General features: G+C 28.8%; 16 protein-coding genes. 12 read left to right on the forward strand and 4 right to left on the reverse strand.

The window, feature by feature from the left end:
• Positions 1–589: 589 nt before the first annotated feature.
• Positions 590–1,924, reverse strand: a complete 1,335-nt coding sequence (gene dnaA / locus HMPREF9630_RS07100) for a chromosomal replication initiator protein DnaA (protein WP_009527823.1) — start codon at positions 1,922–1,924, stop codon at positions 590–592.
• Between the two features lie 712 nt (positions 1,925–2,636).
• On the opposite strand from dnaA, the gene rpmH reads away from it, so the two are divergent.
• The 5 genes from rpmH (at position 2,637) to jag (ending at position 5,064) form a co-directional block, all read left to right on the forward strand.
• Complete coding sequence (gene rpmH / locus HMPREF9630_RS07105) at positions 2,637–2,774, forward strand: 50S ribosomal protein L34 (protein WP_009526048.1); 138 nt, start codon at positions 2,637–2,639, stop codon at positions 2,772–2,774.
• 102 nt (positions 2,775–2,876) lie between these two features.
• Positions 2,877–3,206, forward strand: coding sequence for a ribonuclease P protein component (rnpA, locus tag HMPREF9630_RS07110; protein ID WP_009527824.1), 330 nt, complete (start codon positions 2,877–2,879; stop codon positions 3,204–3,206).
• Positions 3,207–3,263: 57 nt separating this feature from the next.
• Entirely contained in the window at positions 3,264–3,473 is a 210-nt protein-coding gene (gene yidD / locus HMPREF9630_RS07115; RefSeq protein WP_009527825.1) for a membrane protein insertion efficiency factor YidD, read from the forward strand.
• Positions 3,474–3,521: 48 nt separating this feature from the next.
• A complete protein-coding gene (locus HMPREF9630_RS07120) occupies positions 3,522–4,289 on the forward strand; it encodes a YidC/Oxa1 family membrane protein insertase (protein WP_009527826.1) in 768 nt (255 codons plus the stop codon).
• A 97-nt stretch (positions 4,290–4,386) separates the two neighbouring features.
• Positions 4,387–5,064, forward strand: a complete 678-nt coding sequence (jag, locus tag HMPREF9630_RS07125) for an RNA-binding cell elongation regulator Jag/EloR (protein WP_009527827.1) — start codon at positions 4,387–4,389, stop codon at positions 5,062–5,064.
• 200 nt (positions 5,065–5,264) lie between these two features.
• Here the strand turns inward: jag and HMPREF9630_RS07130 are convergent, their stop codons facing one another.
• The 3 genes from HMPREF9630_RS07130 to HMPREF9630_RS07140 form a co-directional block, all read right to left on the reverse strand.
• Positions 5,265–7,772: a hypothetical protein gene (locus HMPREF9630_RS07130; protein WP_009527828.1), complete on the reverse strand. Its 2,508-nt coding sequence runs from the start codon at positions 7,770–7,772 to the stop codon at positions 5,265–5,267.
• Positions 7,773–7,792: 20 nt separating this feature from the next.
• On the reverse strand, positions 7,793–9,856 hold the full coding sequence (locus HMPREF9630_RS07135; protein ID WP_009527829.1) for an efflux RND transporter permease subunit: 2,064 nt from the start codon (positions 9,854–9,856) through the stop codon (positions 7,793–7,795).
• A gap of 290 nt (positions 9,857–10,146) precedes the next feature.
• Positions 10,147–10,725 carry a TetR/AcrR family transcriptional regulator gene (locus HMPREF9630_RS07140; RefSeq protein ID WP_009527830.1) on the reverse strand — a complete coding sequence of 193 codons (579 nt, stop codon included), beginning with the start codon at positions 10,723–10,725 and terminating at the stop codon, positions 10,147–10,149.
• A gap of 565 nt (positions 10,726–11,290) precedes the next feature.
• Between HMPREF9630_RS07140 and HMPREF9630_RS07145 the strand changes: the two genes are divergently transcribed.
• From HMPREF9630_RS07145 to minE, 7 genes are all read left to right on the forward strand, one after another.
• A complete protein-coding gene (locus tag HMPREF9630_RS07145) occupies positions 11,291–11,719 on the forward strand; it encodes a Fur family transcriptional regulator (protein WP_009527831.1) in 429 nt (142 codons plus the stop codon).
• 14 nt (positions 11,720–11,733) lie between these two features.
• On the forward strand, positions 11,734–13,434 hold the full coding sequence (gene argS / locus HMPREF9630_RS07150; RefSeq protein ID WP_009527832.1) for an arginine--tRNA ligase: 1,701 nt from the start codon (positions 11,734–11,736) through the stop codon (positions 13,432–13,434).
• A 162-nt stretch (positions 13,435–13,596) separates the two neighbouring features.
• Positions 13,597–14,301 carry a class A sortase gene (locus HMPREF9630_RS07155; RefSeq protein WP_009527833.1) on the forward strand — a complete coding sequence of 235 codons (705 nt, stop codon included), beginning with the start codon at positions 13,597–13,599 and terminating at the stop codon, positions 14,299–14,301.
• A gap of 164 nt (positions 14,302–14,465) precedes the next feature.
• Positions 14,466–15,833 (forward strand): LCP family protein, encoded by a 1,368-nt coding sequence (locus tag HMPREF9630_RS07160; RefSeq protein ID WP_009527834.1) that lies wholly within the window; start codon positions 14,466–14,468, stop codon positions 15,831–15,833.
• Between the two features lie 150 nt (positions 15,834–15,983).
• Complete coding sequence (gene minC, locus HMPREF9630_RS07165) at positions 15,984–16,646, forward strand: septum site-determining protein MinC (protein ID WP_009527835.1); 663 nt, start codon at positions 15,984–15,986, stop codon at positions 16,644–16,646.
• 10 nt (positions 16,647–16,656) lie between these two features.
• Complete coding sequence (minD, locus tag HMPREF9630_RS07170) at positions 16,657–17,451, forward strand: septum site-determining protein MinD (RefSeq protein WP_009527836.1); 795 nt, start codon at positions 16,657–16,659, stop codon at positions 17,449–17,451.
• Between the two features lie 12 nt (positions 17,452–17,463).
• Entirely contained in the window at positions 17,464–17,733 is a 270-nt protein-coding gene (gene minE / locus HMPREF9630_RS07175; RefSeq protein ID WP_009527837.1) for a cell division topological specificity factor MinE, read from the forward strand.
• Positions 17,734–17,735 lie beyond the last annotated feature (2 nt).

Consider the following 17,735-nt stretch of genomic DNA (forward strand, 5'->3'; position numbering starts at 1 on the left):
TTTTGTAATCAATATAGAAATTTTTATTTATACTGAAAAACAATTAAATAGCCATGTAATTACACTATAACAAAATTATTTATAATAAATAAAATATTATAAAGTAATTCAATATAAAATACTTGAACTATAAATGATTATTAGTATTAAAATATTATTTATATATTTTTCTTTATTATTATTTTTTTGATATATATTTTTATAAAATCATTGTAATCTTTCTATAATTAATGATTTGTAGTCATATATAATATAAATAAATGAAAATAATTTGTATTTTTGATATAGTTTTGAATAAATAGTTATTAAATTTCTATATAATTGTTGCTATAAATAAGTTATAAACTTATTGTATGATTTTATATTGTTTATTGGTTCTTATTTAGTTAGTTTACTTTGTAGTTTTGGTGTTTTTTGTTTTAAAAATATAAAAAAATATTTAAAATTTTAGTAGTAATATTAGTAGTAGCTGTGAATATGTGGATAAGTCTGTGTATTACTTGAAAAAATTAATTTTTTTTATTTAATAATGTTGTTGATAACCTATGAATAAATATTTAATAACTATTAAGTTATCAACATTTATAAATCAATCTTTTAATATTGCTATAATCTTGTCTATTTTAACATCTATTTTATCTGTTTTTTTCTCAATATCATCTTTAATTTTATCACAGGCATGCATAACAGTTGTATGGTCTCTGCCTCCAAATTCTTCTCCTATTTTCGGAAGTGATAAATTAGTGAGCTCTCTTGATAGATACATTGCTATCTGTCTTGGATATGCTATGTTTTTAGGTCTTGCTTTTGATGATAAATCATCTATTTTTATATTAAATTCTTTTGCAACTACCTGTTTTATATAATCTATATTGAGTTCTTTTGTCTCTTTGTTTTTTAACATATCTTTTAATACTTCGGTAGCCATATCGTATGTTATAGGAGTTTGCATCATTTTTGAATAGCTCCATACTTTATTTAATGAGCCTTCGAGTTCTCTTATATTGGATTTTATATTTTTGGCTATCAGTATCAAAACATCATCTGATATATCTCTTTGGTCTATTTCACATTTTTTCTTTAATATTGCTACTCTTGTTTCAAAATCAGGAGCTTGTATGTCTATAGGAACTCCGCTTTCAAATCTTGAACGAAGTCTGTCTTCAAGTGTAACGAGCTCTTGTGGAGGTCTATCACTTGAGATTATTATTTGTTTGTTATTTGAATGTAATTCGTTAAAAGTATGGAAAAATTCTTCTTGAGTTGCCTCTTTACCTTCAATGAACTGTATATCATCTATTAAAAGAACATCTAATGAGCGATATTTTTTTCTGAACTCTTCATTATTTTTTTCTTTTATCGAATTTATAAGTTCATTTGTAAATTTTTCGGATGTTACATAAGCTATTTTGTAATCGCTGTTTTTTTCTTTCAATCTGTTCGCTATTGCGTGCATTAAGTGAGTTTTTCCAAGTCCTACACCACCATACAAGAAAAGAGGATTGTGTGCATCTTTTGTTACTTCAAATGAAGGATGTTCAGCTACAGATACACATACAGCATGTGCAAATTTATTTGAGTTTCCTATTACAAAAGAGTCAAATGTATATTTTGCAAGTATATTATCCGAATTTTTTACAGGTGGATTTATTATTTTTTTAATCTCGGAATCGTCTAATATAGGCTGTACAGTTACATTATTTATATTTAATTCATTTTTGATTATAGAATTTATTTTTTCGATATTTTGTTTTATATGTTCAAGAATAAAGGAATTTTCACATTTTATAAATAAAGTGTTATTGTAAAATTCGTGCATATAAGATGCTTTATCTGAAAAAAAAGTATTTATATAAGTTGAATTTTCATTTTCTTTCAGATAATTTAATACTTTTTTCCATATTATCAAACCATCAGTTTCCATTTTATTAACCTCAAGTATAAAAAATTTGTGTATAAGACAAAAAAAACTGTTAATAAAATTTTCAAAAAAATAATTATCAACAATTTGTTTTTAAATTTATACACATTATCAACAATATAATAATAACATTTTGTGGATAAATACACAAAAAATATAAAGTTATCCACAAACTTATTAACAATATGTTAATAAGTGGATAAAATTTATAAACATCTTAACAGTTTTTTTGGTATAGATAATATATCAAATATAACAAAAAGTTTCAATAAAAAAATTTTAAAAAGTGTTTTTATTACTCACTTTTTTAGCTAAAAAAAAAATATTTTTATGAAAAAATTTGAAAAAAATTACAATATGTAGTAAATTTTTATCTGTGGATAACTATATTTTGATTAGATATAAAAAAATAATAAAATAAAAAAATTAAAAAGAATTTGACAAATCGCCCTACAAACCGTATAATATTGCTATCATTTTATGTGGTTTTAATATTAAAACCTGACAATTACATCATATACTTGTAATATACTAATTTTGAGGCGGTTTTTACTATAATATATGATTAGTAATATTTATTGAATTTGGGATGTATTTATCAAGAATTTTATTGATTGTAGGAAGATGACCGAATCCTTTGAGGGATTTTTTTAATGTCTGAATACATCCGTTAAGATTAAAACTAACAAAACAGAACAGTGAAAGGCGGTGCAACATGAGCAAAAGAACTTACCAACCTAAAAAAAGACAAAGAAGTAAAGAACATGGTTTTAGAAAAAGAATGAGAACTCCGGGCGGAAGAAATGTAATAAAAAATAGAAGAGCTAAAGGTAGAAAAAGACTTTCAGCATAATTGAGAATAAACATAAATATGTTATTCGGATGTTTAAAAATAAAGCCACTTTAATCTACATTAAGGTGGCTTGTTTTAGCCTCAATAGGAGTTATTTTTGTTATGAATTTTGACATGATAAGAAAAAAAGAAGATTTTAAAAAAATATATACAAGAGGAAAGTCATTTGCCAATAAAAAATTGGTCATATACTATATGAAAAATAATACCGATGATTTAAAAATAGGTATAAGCATATCAAGAAAAGTAGGTAAAGCAGTAGTTAGAAATCATCTCAGAAGACTTATAAAAGAAAATATCAGATTGATGAAAGATTTGAAAAGCGGATATAGTATTATTTTTTTGGCAAGAATAGGCTCAGATGACCTTGATTATTATTCTATGAGAAGTTCCATAAGACATGTATTAAAAAAGACAGATATGCTTGTGTAAAACGGAATTTATATTTTTTTATATTTTATAATGATAAAAAGATGAAGAGATGAGTATATGTCAGAAATTATGATGAAGATAATAAGATTTTATCAAAAGTATATATCGCCTATGAAAAGACCATGTTGCAGATTTTATCCGACTTGTTCGGCTTATTGTTTATCTGCATATAAAAAATACGGTTTTTTTAAAGGCAGTTTTTTAAGTATATGGAGAATATTAAGGTGTAATCCGTTTAACAAAGGCGGATATGACCCTTTGAAATAAATTGATACTAAACTGTTGCAGTTTATATGGTATTCACAGGAGGAAGTTTTGAATCAGATATCAATATGGTTTGGGCATTTACTTAAACTTTTTTATGATATGAGCAATAATTATGCTCTTTCAATAATTTTATTTACAATAGTTACAAAATTTATACTTTTACCACTTACATTTTCACAAATGCGTTCTATGAATGCTATGAAAACTATACAGCCGAAAGTAGACGAAATAAATAAAAAATATAAGGGTAATCCGCAAAAACAGAGTGAAAAATTATCACAATTATATAAAGAAAACGGAGTAAATCCTGCAGCAGGATGTTTACCTTTGCTTATACAATTTCCTATATTGATAGCTATGTACAGAGTTGTAAGAGAACCTATAAAATATGTGTTTTTGAATGAAACTGCTTATAATCTTGTGGATAAAGGATTTTTCTGGATAAAATCACTTGAAGTTCCTGATGTCATAGCTATACAAGGTATAAATTTACCATATATATTACCTGTATTATCAGCACTTTTCACATATGTACAAATGCAGATGTCTATGAGCAGATCATCATCATCTTCTTCTTCAAATGCGACAGCAGAAGGTATGAACAAGACGATGACATATATGATGCCTCTTATGATGCTTATATGGGGTATTAATTTACCGGCTGGTCTTATACTTTACTGGGCAACAGGAACATTGGTACAGATTTTACAACAATATTTAATAGGTAAGTATGAATATCATATGAATTTTAGAGATGATGATAGATCAAACAAAAGAGATAGCCAAGCTTCTATAAAAAAGAAAAATAACAGATAATACAATGTTGTATATAATATGATTTCTTTAATTATTAGCAAATTGCGTATGAAAATTAATAATATCATTTTATAATGAGATATATAAAGGAGCAATTATGGAATATATACAAATAAGCGGAAAAACAAGACAAGAGGCAATAGAAAAAGCTATAGAAAAATTAGGCGTAGATGAAAGTAAGTTGGATATACAAGTTGTAGATGAAGGCAGTAAGGGTTTTTTGGGAATAGGAGCAAAAGACTATATAATAAAAGTAAAAAAAATAGTTGATAGAGAAGATTTGATAAGAGAATTCTTAGGAAAAGTATTTAAGTCTATGGATATAGTATGCGACATAAATATAGTGCAAACTGAGGAAAATACAAGAGTAGAAATAAAAGGTGAAGATGCAGCTATGTTTATAGGCAAAAGAGGAGAGAGTTTGGACTCATTACAAATGCTTACAAATATCGTAGTAAGTAAAGCTCTTGATTCACATGAAAAGATAATACTCGACATAGAAAATTATAGAGAAAAAAGAGAAAAATCACTCATAGCATATGCTAAAAAAATGGCAAAAAAAGTAATATTCCAAAGACGAAATATAAAATTGGAGCCTATGAATCCATATGAAAGAAGAGTTATACACTATGCTCTTCAAGATGACAGCAGAATAAATACATTTTCTGAAGGAGAAGAACCTAACAGAAGAATAGTATTATCATTGAAAAAAGGCGGATTCAATCACAATAGAGGAAGATATTCCAACAGACATGAAAATACAGAAGAAGAATAAAAATAAATATAAAAGTACCCTGCTCATTATTAAGTAGGGTACTTTTTGTAATGTTTAAATATATTTCATATTATATTTTGGAGTAGTATTATACTAATCTCTCATAGAATCATACATAATTTATTATTAAGAAGTTTATAGATATTGTTCTATTTTATAAATTTATACAATGTTATTTTTCTATCATTTTATTATTAGTATTATTTTATGAAAATTCCTTTTACCCAGTCTACAAAGCCTTGTTTTTCTTCTTGTTTAGGAACAAATGCTTCCTTTTTCTCAGGTATTTTTATTTCATCGGTTTTCATGACGAATGTTACACTTGAATTCATATCGTTTTGTTTTCCTGTAAATGTTGTATAATTATCGGATAATGTGATTATTGCATCTTTTCTGTCTATTATATCTTGTAAGTCATCCAATTTATTTTTTGATTTTTCCAAATCTCCTTTTTCATCTCGTCTTTCTATAACTTCTATCATTTGTCTTGCAACTTTTATAACTTCGTCATCTAATGATAGTTTTAATGTATCTGCTATATCTTTGTTATTGTCCAAATCTTCTTTCATTTTTAATAATGTTTTTACTGTTTGAGGTGATTTGTGTAAAGAATCATTGTATTTTTTTATGTCCAATTCGTCTGAGAGTGAGTTTAATATAGGTCTTATCTTGTCTATGTGTTTTCTAAGAGTTGGTATTTTTTCATAGAAATGTTTTATTTTAGGATCGTTGTATTCGTTTAATAAATCCTTCATTATGTTTATATTTTCATCGTTGTAATCCATATCTTTTTTCATTTCTTTTATTCTGTTTGCCCAATACTGAAAATATTTCATATCATCTTTGTTTTTTGCTAAATCTATAGCTTTTTTTACTGTTTCTTCGTTTTTCTTCTCTTGTTCTCGTATTGTTCTTATTTCAGGCATTATTTCATTTGTAAATTCAAGTGCAGTTCTCAAATCACTTCTATAATTATAGCCTATATCGTTTTGTATATCTATTTGGATTGTTCTTAGGTCATATAATAAACTTTCTACTTGGGAAGTTGTTGAGCTTATTTGATTCATTATTTCTCTTTGTGCTCCTTGTGTGAACATCTGTAATATTTGTGTTCTGTAAGGCTCAGGAATATATCCTGTATTTATAAGTGCGTTTAATTGACTTGCGGTAGTAACTCCGATTTGTCCTTTTTTCATTCCTTGGTCTATGAGTACGGTAAGCTTTGCTTTTTGCTCATTTGAAAGTGGATCTGTTTCATTTTCGGGAAGAAGTGATGTGAACATATGACTCATTTCTTTTGTTTTTTTCTCTGCGAGAGCTTTTAGCATATAGTCTATATCGCTTTGTGTAAGAGAACCTCCAAAACCTTCGTTTTCTACTCTATCCATTAGGTCAAAAACTCTGTCGCTATATTTTGTCATTTTTTCTAGTGTGTCGAGTTCTTTATCGTGTTTTTTAATTTTATCATACAGATTTGAAGAGCTTTCTATCATTAATTGCATATTGTCATAATCGTTTATTATTTCCAATGCTTTGTCAAATCTGTCCATATCGAAAGTTTTTATTTCGTCATAATCTGATATTAACAATCTTGTTTTGTCTATTTGCTTGTCGTTTAATCTGTCAGGTATATATCTTAATACTTGATTATCCAATACGTAGTTTATATCTGCATCTTTTAAATCTTTTTTTGTGTCATCGTAGAGTTTTATATTTTCATCTGTTATATATTTTGGCAGTATGTCAAATAATTCTTTGTCCAATTCATAATATTCAAATAAATCATCTATCAATAATTTGGCATTTTCTGTTTTTTTAGGGTTTTTGATGAGTTCTTTTATAGTGTCTTTTTCATCTATTTTTTTTATGGTGTCTTTTGCGTTTATAGCTGTATCTATGTCTTTTTTGGCTTGTTCCAAATCGTCTATGCCTTTGATGTCTTTGAGCATTTCAGGTATTTGTGGAGATGCCACTATTGCTATTGAGCTTAATTCAAATTCCTTGACATCTGCTGTTATTGTAAATTCTGAAGGTATGTCTATATCTTCTAATTGTTCTATTGAAGTAGATTTTAGATTAAGTGAGTTGTTAAGTCCGGGGAAACCCATGAACATAACCATTTGATTGTTGCCGTCCGAAAATATTTTGGAGTTTTCCGCCTGTATATCTGAAAATTTTTCGTTGTCAAAACCTATTACTGTTGCTACGGTAAATGGTGTGGAAACAGCTTTTTGTACTCCGTTCACATTAACGCTTTTGATAGTATTGTTTATAAATTTTATATTTATTTTTACTTTTCCGGTTTTTCCTGCTATATCATTTGCAGAAATCTCTTTGCCGTCAAGATAATAGGTTATTTTTGTGCTGATTGGCAATGTTTTTGTTGTTTCACCTTGGTAATATATGTCTTTTGAGTCTGTATTCCACATTATGTCATTATTTTTAAATATGGGCATATCATCATTAGAGATATTATTAATATCTGATATACTTGATTTGTCTATAACTTCATTATAAAAACGGCTGTCTTTAAGCCAATTTGAAACTATTGTTTCTTTTTCTTGTCCGTCACTTCGCAAATTTGTATAAACTGTTTCGTATTTTGTAATTTCGTTTTGAGAGTATATGGGTTTTACCAAGATGACAGAAAAAATTAAAGACATTGAAAGCAGTAAACTTAGATGTTTTTTTATTTTATTGTATTTCATTTTATTCACCTCATTTTGATTTAATTTCTCCATTTTAATGAAGTCTTATTAATAAATCCTTCTGATACATAAAGTATAGGAGGCAATATGAATAATATTACAAGACCTGATATTATGGAGCCTCTTGCGAGTGTAACGCATATGCCTTTTATTATATCAATCGTTGACATAAATATTACGCCAAGATTTGCAGATAAGAATACAAGCACGCTCGTTATTATGGATTTTGCAGAGGATTGTGTTGCTGTTTGTATGGCTGTTTTTTTATCAAGTCCTTTTTGCAGTTCTTCCTGAAATCTTGTGGTCAGAAGTATTGAGTAATCAACTGTTGCTCCAAGCTGTATAGCTCCTATTACAATAGGTGTTACGAATGCAACTGAATGAGAAAGCACAGATGGTATAGCCATATTTATAAATATAGCAAGTTCTATACACGATACTAATATAAATGGTATCGAAACCGATTTAAAAACTATTGCTACTATTAAAAATATTGCTAATATTGATAAAAAATTTGTGGTTTGAATATCCCTATTTACAGTATCAGTCAAATCTTTGGTAAGTGCGGCTTCTCCTGTTACAAGTGAAGTATCGTCATATTTTTTTGCTATTGATATGATTTTATCTATTTGTTCATTTACTTCGTCCGTTGCCGGTAAATACTGCGAGCTTATTAGAATCATTTGGCTTGAATCTTTTTTGAACATATCTTTTAAACTTTGAGGTATAAAACTGTCAGGAATTGCAGGACCTACAAATTTTTCATATCCTACGGATCTTTTTATTCCTTTTATATCGTCAAGCTCATTGAACATTTTTTTCATTTTTCTGCTTTCTATACCATCTTTCATAACTATCATATGTGAAGTACCCATACCGAAGTCATTTTCCAACTTATCTTTGCCTATATTGGATTGCAGAGTTTTTGGTAAAGCTCTACTTATATCGTAATATATAGACAAATGTGATTGATAGTAAAGAGCAGGTAAAAATGCTATTAAAAATATTAAAATTGCTCTTTTTCTTCTTTCAAGTATAAAATCTGTAAGTTTATGAAATTCAAGTATTAAAGATTTATGTGTATATTTATGGATAGCTTTGTCAAAAATTAAAATCAAGGCAGGTAAAAAAGTTACGCAAGTAATCACGCCGAGTATAACGCCCTTCATCATAACAAGACCTAAATCCATACCTAAAGTAAAACTCATAAAACATAAGGCACCGAAACCTGCAACTGTAGTTAATGAACTGCCGGCAAGTGATAAAAAAGCACCTACGATTGCGTGTTGCATAGCAACATTTTTTTCAGCATAGTTATTTTTTTCTTCATCATATCTGTGTACTACAAATATCGCATAGTCCATGGTTACAGCAAGTTGAAGTATAGATGCTATGGCTTGAGTTATATAAGATATTTCACCTAAAAATATATTTGTTCCAAAATTATATATGATTCCAATACCTATCGTAGCCATAAATATGAAAGGTAAAATCCAAGACTCCAAACAAACAATCAATACAATAAGCGAAAGTATACCTGCAAGTGAAACATATTTTGGCATCTCCGTTAAAATTAATTGTTTTATATCTTTTAACAAGACAGACAGACCGCTTATAAAGCATTGCTCATTTAATAATTTGTTCATTTCATCTATTGCCTGCATTGTAGACTCTGATGCCGCTTTTTCTTCGTATTTTATCATCAAAAGCTCACCTTTTTCAGAATAAAATATATCGGAGAGTTCTTTTGGTAAAAAATCCTTAGGTATTCCTATGCCGATTATATCTCTGACGTAGATTACATCATTTACAGCAGGGATTTCTTTTATTTTTTTAGAAAGTTTTTTGACATCTGATTGAGGCATATTATCTATCATCAAAAACGTGGTAGCAGCAGTCTTGAATTTATCCTCAAGTACATTTTCACCTATTACGGACTCTTTATCCTTAGGCAAATAAGAAAGAACATCATAGTTTATACGTGTCATAACTGTTCCGTAAATACAAGGTACTATTAGCAAAACAGATATAAGTACAACCAATTTATTGTTCTTTGTAATAAGTTTTGCAAAAAAATTTAACAAAATATCATCTCTTTTCTTAATTTTTATACTATGCTGAATTTGATGAAATATTTCAAAAAAATTCATTTTATAAAAAATTTTTACTGCTTAAGCAATAAATAATTTAAAGACTAATCATAAAATTTTAATTTATCAGCTTACCTAACTTCGTTAGACTTCACATCAAGTCTCAGTCACATAGCATTAGTACGCTCCTTCGCCTTTCATTTGTATTCAAGTGCTAAATTAAAATTAATACTATATGTTTTATAGAACAAATTTTACTCAAGCATAAATGAATAAGTATAAATTTAGTTGTCAACAATACTACGAATACATTCAAACAGCTCATCTTTTATATCATCCAAACAATATGGTTCATTGTTTGTTATCGAGTTATAAAAAACTCCTCCTACCATTTCAATTATTATATACAGTTTTTTTTCAGCTTTTACAGTGTCCTTTTCTTTTCCGTTTGCGACAAACTCTTTCACAGCATTTGAAAACACATCATTATCGGATTTTGAAAAAAGACCGGTATATAAGTTTTTGTGTATTATTTCCACATACTTTATATTTTCTAAAAACGCATTCATTAATTCATTTGCAACGAATATGACCTTGTCGCTTGCCTTTTCTGTTTTTAAATTTTTTGAAAGGTTAATTGCATTTTCAAGTAATTTAGATGCTTCATTCATTATGATTGTGCGTATTATCTCATCTTTATCTTTGAAATATAAATAAAACGTGCCTTTTGCAGTTCCGGCATACTTTGCTATATCGGCAACTGTTGTATTGGCTACACCCTTTGTTTTAAATATTTCCATAGCCGAGTTAATTAAATTTTCTTTTTTATCCGTTTTTACAGATGTGCTTTTTATAGAGCTCATAAATTTTCACCTCGTCAATAAAATTTTAATTTATCACTTGCCTAACTTCGTTGGACTTCATATCAAGGTTCAGTTACGTAACATTATAAGTATACACCTTCGCCTTTCATTTGTCAGATACGTTATCCAAGTGCTAAATTAAAATTAATACTGTATTTCATAAATATATTAAAATTTATTTTTTAGTAAATTAAAACTAAAATAATTCAGTATTCAAACAATATAAAATTCCATTAAGTATTAGTATAAATATAAATTATACATTTAAAATAAATCTATATTGATAATGACTGTTGGTCAATATATAATATAACACTGAAATGACCGTTGGTCAATATTTTTTTTGAAAAATTTTAAAATTGAGTAATATCAAGATTAATTAAAAGATGAAATTAAATATTTTCATAAAATTTTATAAAAAAATATATATATTTAACTTATTTATTAGGCACTATAAAATTGATTTGTTTTTAAATTTATATAGAAAACTCGTGTAACATATGATATAATACATATTTAAAGAAAATTAATTTTTTAAGCATTTTTAAAATCTGAGGAGATTTTTATGAAAAATTACGATAACATTCAAGAATTGAGCGATTTCTTGATGAAACATAACATAAAACCGTCATTCCAAAGAGTTAAGATATTACAAAGATTGAGCAGTAAAAAAGACCATCCGACAGTTAATCAGATTTATACGGATTTGGTTGCGCAGATACCGTCTTTATCAAAAACTACGGTTTATAATACTCTCAACCTTTTTATAAAAGAGGGAGTGGCAAGAAGTATAAATGCTGACACAAGCGAATCGAGATATGATTTAATAACATCGTCACACGGTCATTTTTTGTGCAATAAATGTGGAAGTATATATGATTTTGACATAACAGACAATATGAATTTTGACTTTTTGTCGAAACAAGGCAATGAAATAACAAGTTTAGATATAACTATAAGAGGTATATGTAAAAATTGTATAGATAAAAAGTAATTTAGGGAGATAGTATGGATTTTAAAGTTGAAATTGCAAAGCTTTTGAAAAGCAGTATAGAATCATTAAGCGAAGAAGAAATATTGGATATTATAGAAATACCGCCAAATTCAGATATGGGAGATTTTGCCTTCCCGTGTTTTAAACTGTCAAAGGTTATGAGAAAGGCGCCACAAATAATAGCGAGTGAAATCAGTGAAAATATACAAAAACCTGATTTTATAAGCGAAATAAAAGTTTTGGGAGGATATGTAAATTTCTATCTCAACAACTATATGGTTATTAAGCAGGTGCTTGATAAAGTGCTTTTAGAAAAGGAAAATTATTGTAAAAAAGAGCCTAAAAAGGAAACCGTAATTGTAGAGTATTCATCTCCTAATATAGCTAAACCGTTTCACATAGGTCATATAAGGACAACAGTTATAGGACACGCTTTATATAAACTGTATAAATATATGGGATATAATACTGTCGGTATAAATCACCTTGGAGATTACGGAACACAGTTTGGAAAATTGATAGTGGCATATAAAAAATGGGGTAATGTGGACGAGCTGAAACAAGAGCCTATAAAAACTCTATTGAAATTATATGTTAAATTTCACGAGGAAGAAGAAAAAGATTCTACACTTACAGATGATGCGAGAGCTTGGTTTAAAAAACTGGAGGAAAAAGACGAAGAAGCTGTCAGACTTTGGACATTTTTCAGAGAAGAGTCTTTAAAAGAATTTTCAAAGGTATATGATATGCTTGGTATAAGCTTTGACTCTTATGCCGGAGAGAGTTTTTATTCCGATAAGATGCCGGCTGTAATAGAAGAAATTAAAGAAAAAAATCTTCTCCAAGATTCAAAAGGTGCAAGAGTTGTAGATTTGGAGCAATACGATTTAGGCGTGGCACTTGTTCAAAAAAGTGACGGTTCAACATTATACCTTACAAGAGATATTGCAGCTGCAATGTATAGAAAAAAAACATACGATTTTTACAAAAATATATATGTAGTAGGTTCACAGCAAATACTGCATTTCAAGCAATTCAAAAAAATAATAGAGCTTATGGGACATGATTACGCCAAGGATTGTATACACGTTCCTTTTGGTATGGTAGCACTTGAAGAGGGTACTTTATCTACAAGAAAAGGTAATGTGGTATTTTTGGAAGATGTGCTCAATAATGCAATTGAAAAGACAAAAACTATAATTGAAGAAAAAAATCCTAATTTACAAAATATTGATGAGTTGTCAAAACAAATAGGAATAGGGGCGGTAGTATTTCAAGAGCTGTCAAACTCAAGAACAAAAGATTATATATTTTCTATGGAAAAAACTTTGAGCTTTGAAGGAGAGACAGGTCCATATGTTCAATACACTCATGCAAGAGCTTGTTCAGTAATCAGAAAGTCAAACGGATTTGACTATTCAAATGCTACTTATAAGACACTTGCAGACAATGAAGATGCCGTTTCAATAATAAAGATATTAGGTACATTCGATGATGCACTTGAAAAAGCTATGCTCAAAAATGAGCCTCATCACATTGCAAGATACGTTTTAGATTTGTCACAGGCTTTTAACAAGTTCTACCATTCAAATTCAATAGCGAATATAGATGATGAAGAGATGAAAAAAGACAGATTGGCACTAACAAAAGCTGTAACATATGGGATAAGCAGTGCTCTTAATATATTCGGTATAAAATCACCTGAACAAATGTAGATTATACTAAATATTATTATGAATTATAAAATATCCAAACTTGATATTATTTGTTGTTGAAAAACATAAATTTTTAAGCATATAATTATAATGCAGTTTTAATCAGTATTTAGTATAAAAAATGGACAATACAAGCTTTATTTTAAGATTTAGAGGAAAAAGATGAAGATAAAAAAAATATTTTTCCTGTTACTTATAATTGTTGGGATTTTAATTATGATTATGCCTTTTTACAATGATTATAAGATCAAGCAAAATATGAACGAAGCTACGATATCTGTCGATGATATGCCGGCAGATGAGCTGAAAAAAAATGATGAACAAGTATTGAAAAATGAATATTTTGATTTTTCAAAAGTTAAGGAAATATCTCCTACATCCACTTTTTTAGGTGTTGAGAATATAGATAAGTCACTTTTTATAGGGCAGATAGTAATACCGTCTGTAGATATGAATCTGACTATTTTTAAAGGAGCAACGGATAACAATCTTTTGGCAGGCGTTGCAACTATGAAACCTGATGACAAAATGGGAGAGAATAATTTTACCCTTGCAGGGCATTACAACAAGGATAAAAGCATATTATTCGGTGCATTAATGGATGTAAAAATAGATGATGTTATAAAAGTTACAGACAAAAATAAAATATATGAATATAAAGTTTATGCCACAAAAACTGTGGACGACACAGCAATATATATGATAAAAAACGAAGAATCTCAAAAGCGAGGAAATCCGATAATATCGCTTATGACTTGCTATTACTCATCAAAAACGGGTAAGAGATATTTCGTTTTAGGCGATTTGGTAAAAACCTATCCATATGATAAGAAATTGATGGAATCGGATGTGCCTGAAAAATCGTAAAGATAAATTTAAGTTATCAGTGATAGAATAAGTATATTTTTATAATGATTATATGATATTTGCTTAAAATAACATATAAACCCATTAAAATATATTATAAAATTAATTAAGATATTATATTTTAGAAAAAAATATAATAATGCAGTATGTAGGAGGCTTCAGTTTTGAAGAAATTAAAAAAGAAGAATATCGTTATAGCAGTGTTCGTTATTCTTATATTAGTTTTTGGAGGACTTGCTTTTGCAGTTCAAAAAGCATTCAATGAAAATGTAAAAAAAGAATTTAATGTAGTAGATAAAAGCGGAAAAAATTTACCTGAAGGTCAAAAAGACAGATTGAACGTGTTGGTGCTGGGCATGGAGCATACAAGAACAGATATGATAATGGTAGCAACTTTTGATCCTAAGGGAAAAACTCTCAATATGATTTCCATACCGAGAGATACTTATGTTGAAAATTCATATAGAGACGGAACTTTGAAAAAAATAAATTCAGTATATGAAATGCCGTCTACAAAAGGCGGAGTAGAAAGATTGGCTGAGAAAGTATCAGAGATACTCGGTATACCTATACATGACTATGTTATGGTGGATTATAATGCAGTTGCAAAAATAACTGATGCAGTTGGCGGAGTAGAAGTAAATATACCTTTTAATATGTATTATGACGATCCGTATTCAGATCCTCCTTTGCATGTACATTTTTCAAAAGGAAATGTATATCTTGACGGAAGTAATGCGATAGAATATCTAAGATGGAGACATAATAATGACGGTTCGCATGGAGAAGAGGGCGATGAAGGTAGAGTAAAAAGACAACAAAATTTTATGAAAAAAATATTGGAAAAATCTCTCAATCCGACAACCCTACCTAAAATTATAGAAGTAGCATTCGCCAGTGTAGAAACAAGTTTGGATTTATCACAAGTTATGGGACTTGTCGCAGATGCAGCAAGTATGCCTAAAGAAAATATACATTTTTATCAGGAAGTGGGAACACCTTCATATTTTAACCAATTATGGTATTATTTAGCCGATATAGATAAAACACAGGCACTTATGCAAAAGATAATAAATAATTCTATAATAACGGACGAAGATTTGAACCCATCCAAAGAGTTTGAAGCGGCTGCATTAAGAAGAGGTAATGACAGCGGATATGTACGCAGTTACAACAGTAATGAGGAAAGTGAAGATAATGCACCGGCAAGCACTAAAAAAACAGTGGAATCAACTCAATTAAAAACAGATGATGTATTATTCGAAAATGAGCAGAAAAATGAAGCAAATCAGCAAAATCAAAACACAGATGCAAATACGGATGTACAACCGCCTGTTACAGACGAATCTATAAACAATTCGGTAGTAGATGATACAAATAAGACTACCGGCGAAACACAAGGACAGACAGAAAATACAAATCAACAAACAGAGACTACAAATAATCAAGAACCGGTGCAACCTACAACACCTGATCCATCATCAACTGAAGGCAGTGATAATTCATCAGGCAACGAATCACCTATATTTTAATAATATCAGCAAAAAATAAAGGCGTAGCTTATTAAAGTTATGCCTTTATTAAATACACATAAAATTTTATTTAATATAAAAATTGAATGTTATTTAAAAATATGGTATGATATTTCAATAAGATTAGTTGGGGAGGAAAGTGTATAATAAATGTCAGCGGATAATGAAATAGTTGAATTAAAATCACATAATTCTAATTTTATTCTTAATATTTTTACTGATGATTATAAAAAGGCAATAGACAATATAAAACAAAAATTTGAAAGAGACTCTATATTAAAAGATATAAGCGTTATAAACTCTATAAATGCTAAAGATTTGAACATAATAGATATACAAAGAATAAAAGATTTTTTGAAAACAGAGCTTAACATAGACTATAAAGAAAAAAAGATTATTAAAAAAAATACAAAAGAACCGAAAAAAGAAATTTTGAAGGAAAACATTCCCAAAGTAGTAAAAGCTGATATACTTGAAGATGACAATTATAAAACAAAGATAATAAAAAGTCCGCTTCGCTCCGGAGCATCTGTCAGTTATGACGGCAATATATTGGTAATAGGAGATGTGAATGCAGGTGCAGAGCTTATAGCAAGCGGAAGTATAATAGTGCTCGGTGTACTTAGAGGTTTTGCAAATGCAGGGGCAAAAGGCGATAAAAAAGCAATGGTGATAGCAAATAAAATAGTGGCAACACAGCTTAGAATAGCAGAGTTTATAGCCATACCGCCAAAAGATGACAAAAAATCATATTCAGGTGTTCAGATGGCATTAATAAAAGAAAAAGGAATAGAAATACAACAAGTAAATTAATGGAGGAAATATGTCAAAAGTTATAGTTATAACTTCCGGAAAAGGTGGAGTTGGAAAGACAACTTCTACAGCTAATATAGGAAGTGCCTTGAGTCAACTTGGAAAAAAAGTAGTAATAATAGATGCAGACATCGGGCTTAGAAATCTTGATGTGGTAATGGGATTGGAAAACAGAATAGTATTTGATATAGTTGATGTTATCGAAGGCAGATGCACTTATCAAAAAGCGACTATAAGAGATAAGAGATTTGAGTCTTTATTTTTGATACCGGCAGCTCAAACAAGAGATAAAGATGCTATAAAACCTGAGCAAATGAAACAGCTTTGTGAAGATTTGCAAAAAGAATATGATTATGTTCTTATAGATTGTCCTGCAGGTATAGAAAACGGATTTAAAAATGCTGTGGCAGGTGCTACAGATGCAATAGTTGTAACAACACCTGAAGTATCAGCTGTAAGAGATGCTGATAGAATAATAGGGTTATTAGAGGCTTCAGAAGTATATAATCCTCAACTCATAGTAAACAGAATAAGACCTGAAATGGTAAAAAGAGGAAATATGCTTAATGTTGAAGATATGCTTGACATACTTAGAATAGACTTGCTCGGAATAGTACCTGATGATGAAAACATAGTTATATCTACCAATAAAGGAGAGCCTGTAATATTAGAAAATAAAGGTTTGGCGTCACAAGCTTATAAAAATATAGCCAGAAGGTTGGAAGGCGAAAAGGTAGAGTTTGTAGATATGGAAGTACAAGAATCATTTTTTGACAGATTAAAATCTTTATTTAGTGGTAAATAAGGAGGCATATTTATGAATTTATTTAATTTTTTTAAGACCTCTAATAAAAATTCCAAAGATGTCGCAAAAGACAGATTAAAATTGGTGTTGATACATGACAGGGGAGATTTTTCGCCTGAAAAAAGAGAACTTATAAAAAAAGATTTGATTGAGGTGCTCAGCAAGTATATTGAGCTTGATGGAGACAATGTGGAGATAAGCATAGTTAACAAAAAAGATTCCACTAATGAAAGTTACTCTCCGCAGTTTACAGCTAATGTACCTATAAAAAAGATATTTTAAGG

The sequence above is a fragment of the Peptoanaerobacter stomatis genome, assembly GCF_000238095.2.
In the GTDB taxonomy this organism is placed as follows: domain Bacteria; phylum Bacillota; class Clostridia; order Peptostreptococcales; family Filifactoraceae; genus Peptoanaerobacter; species Peptoanaerobacter stomatis_A.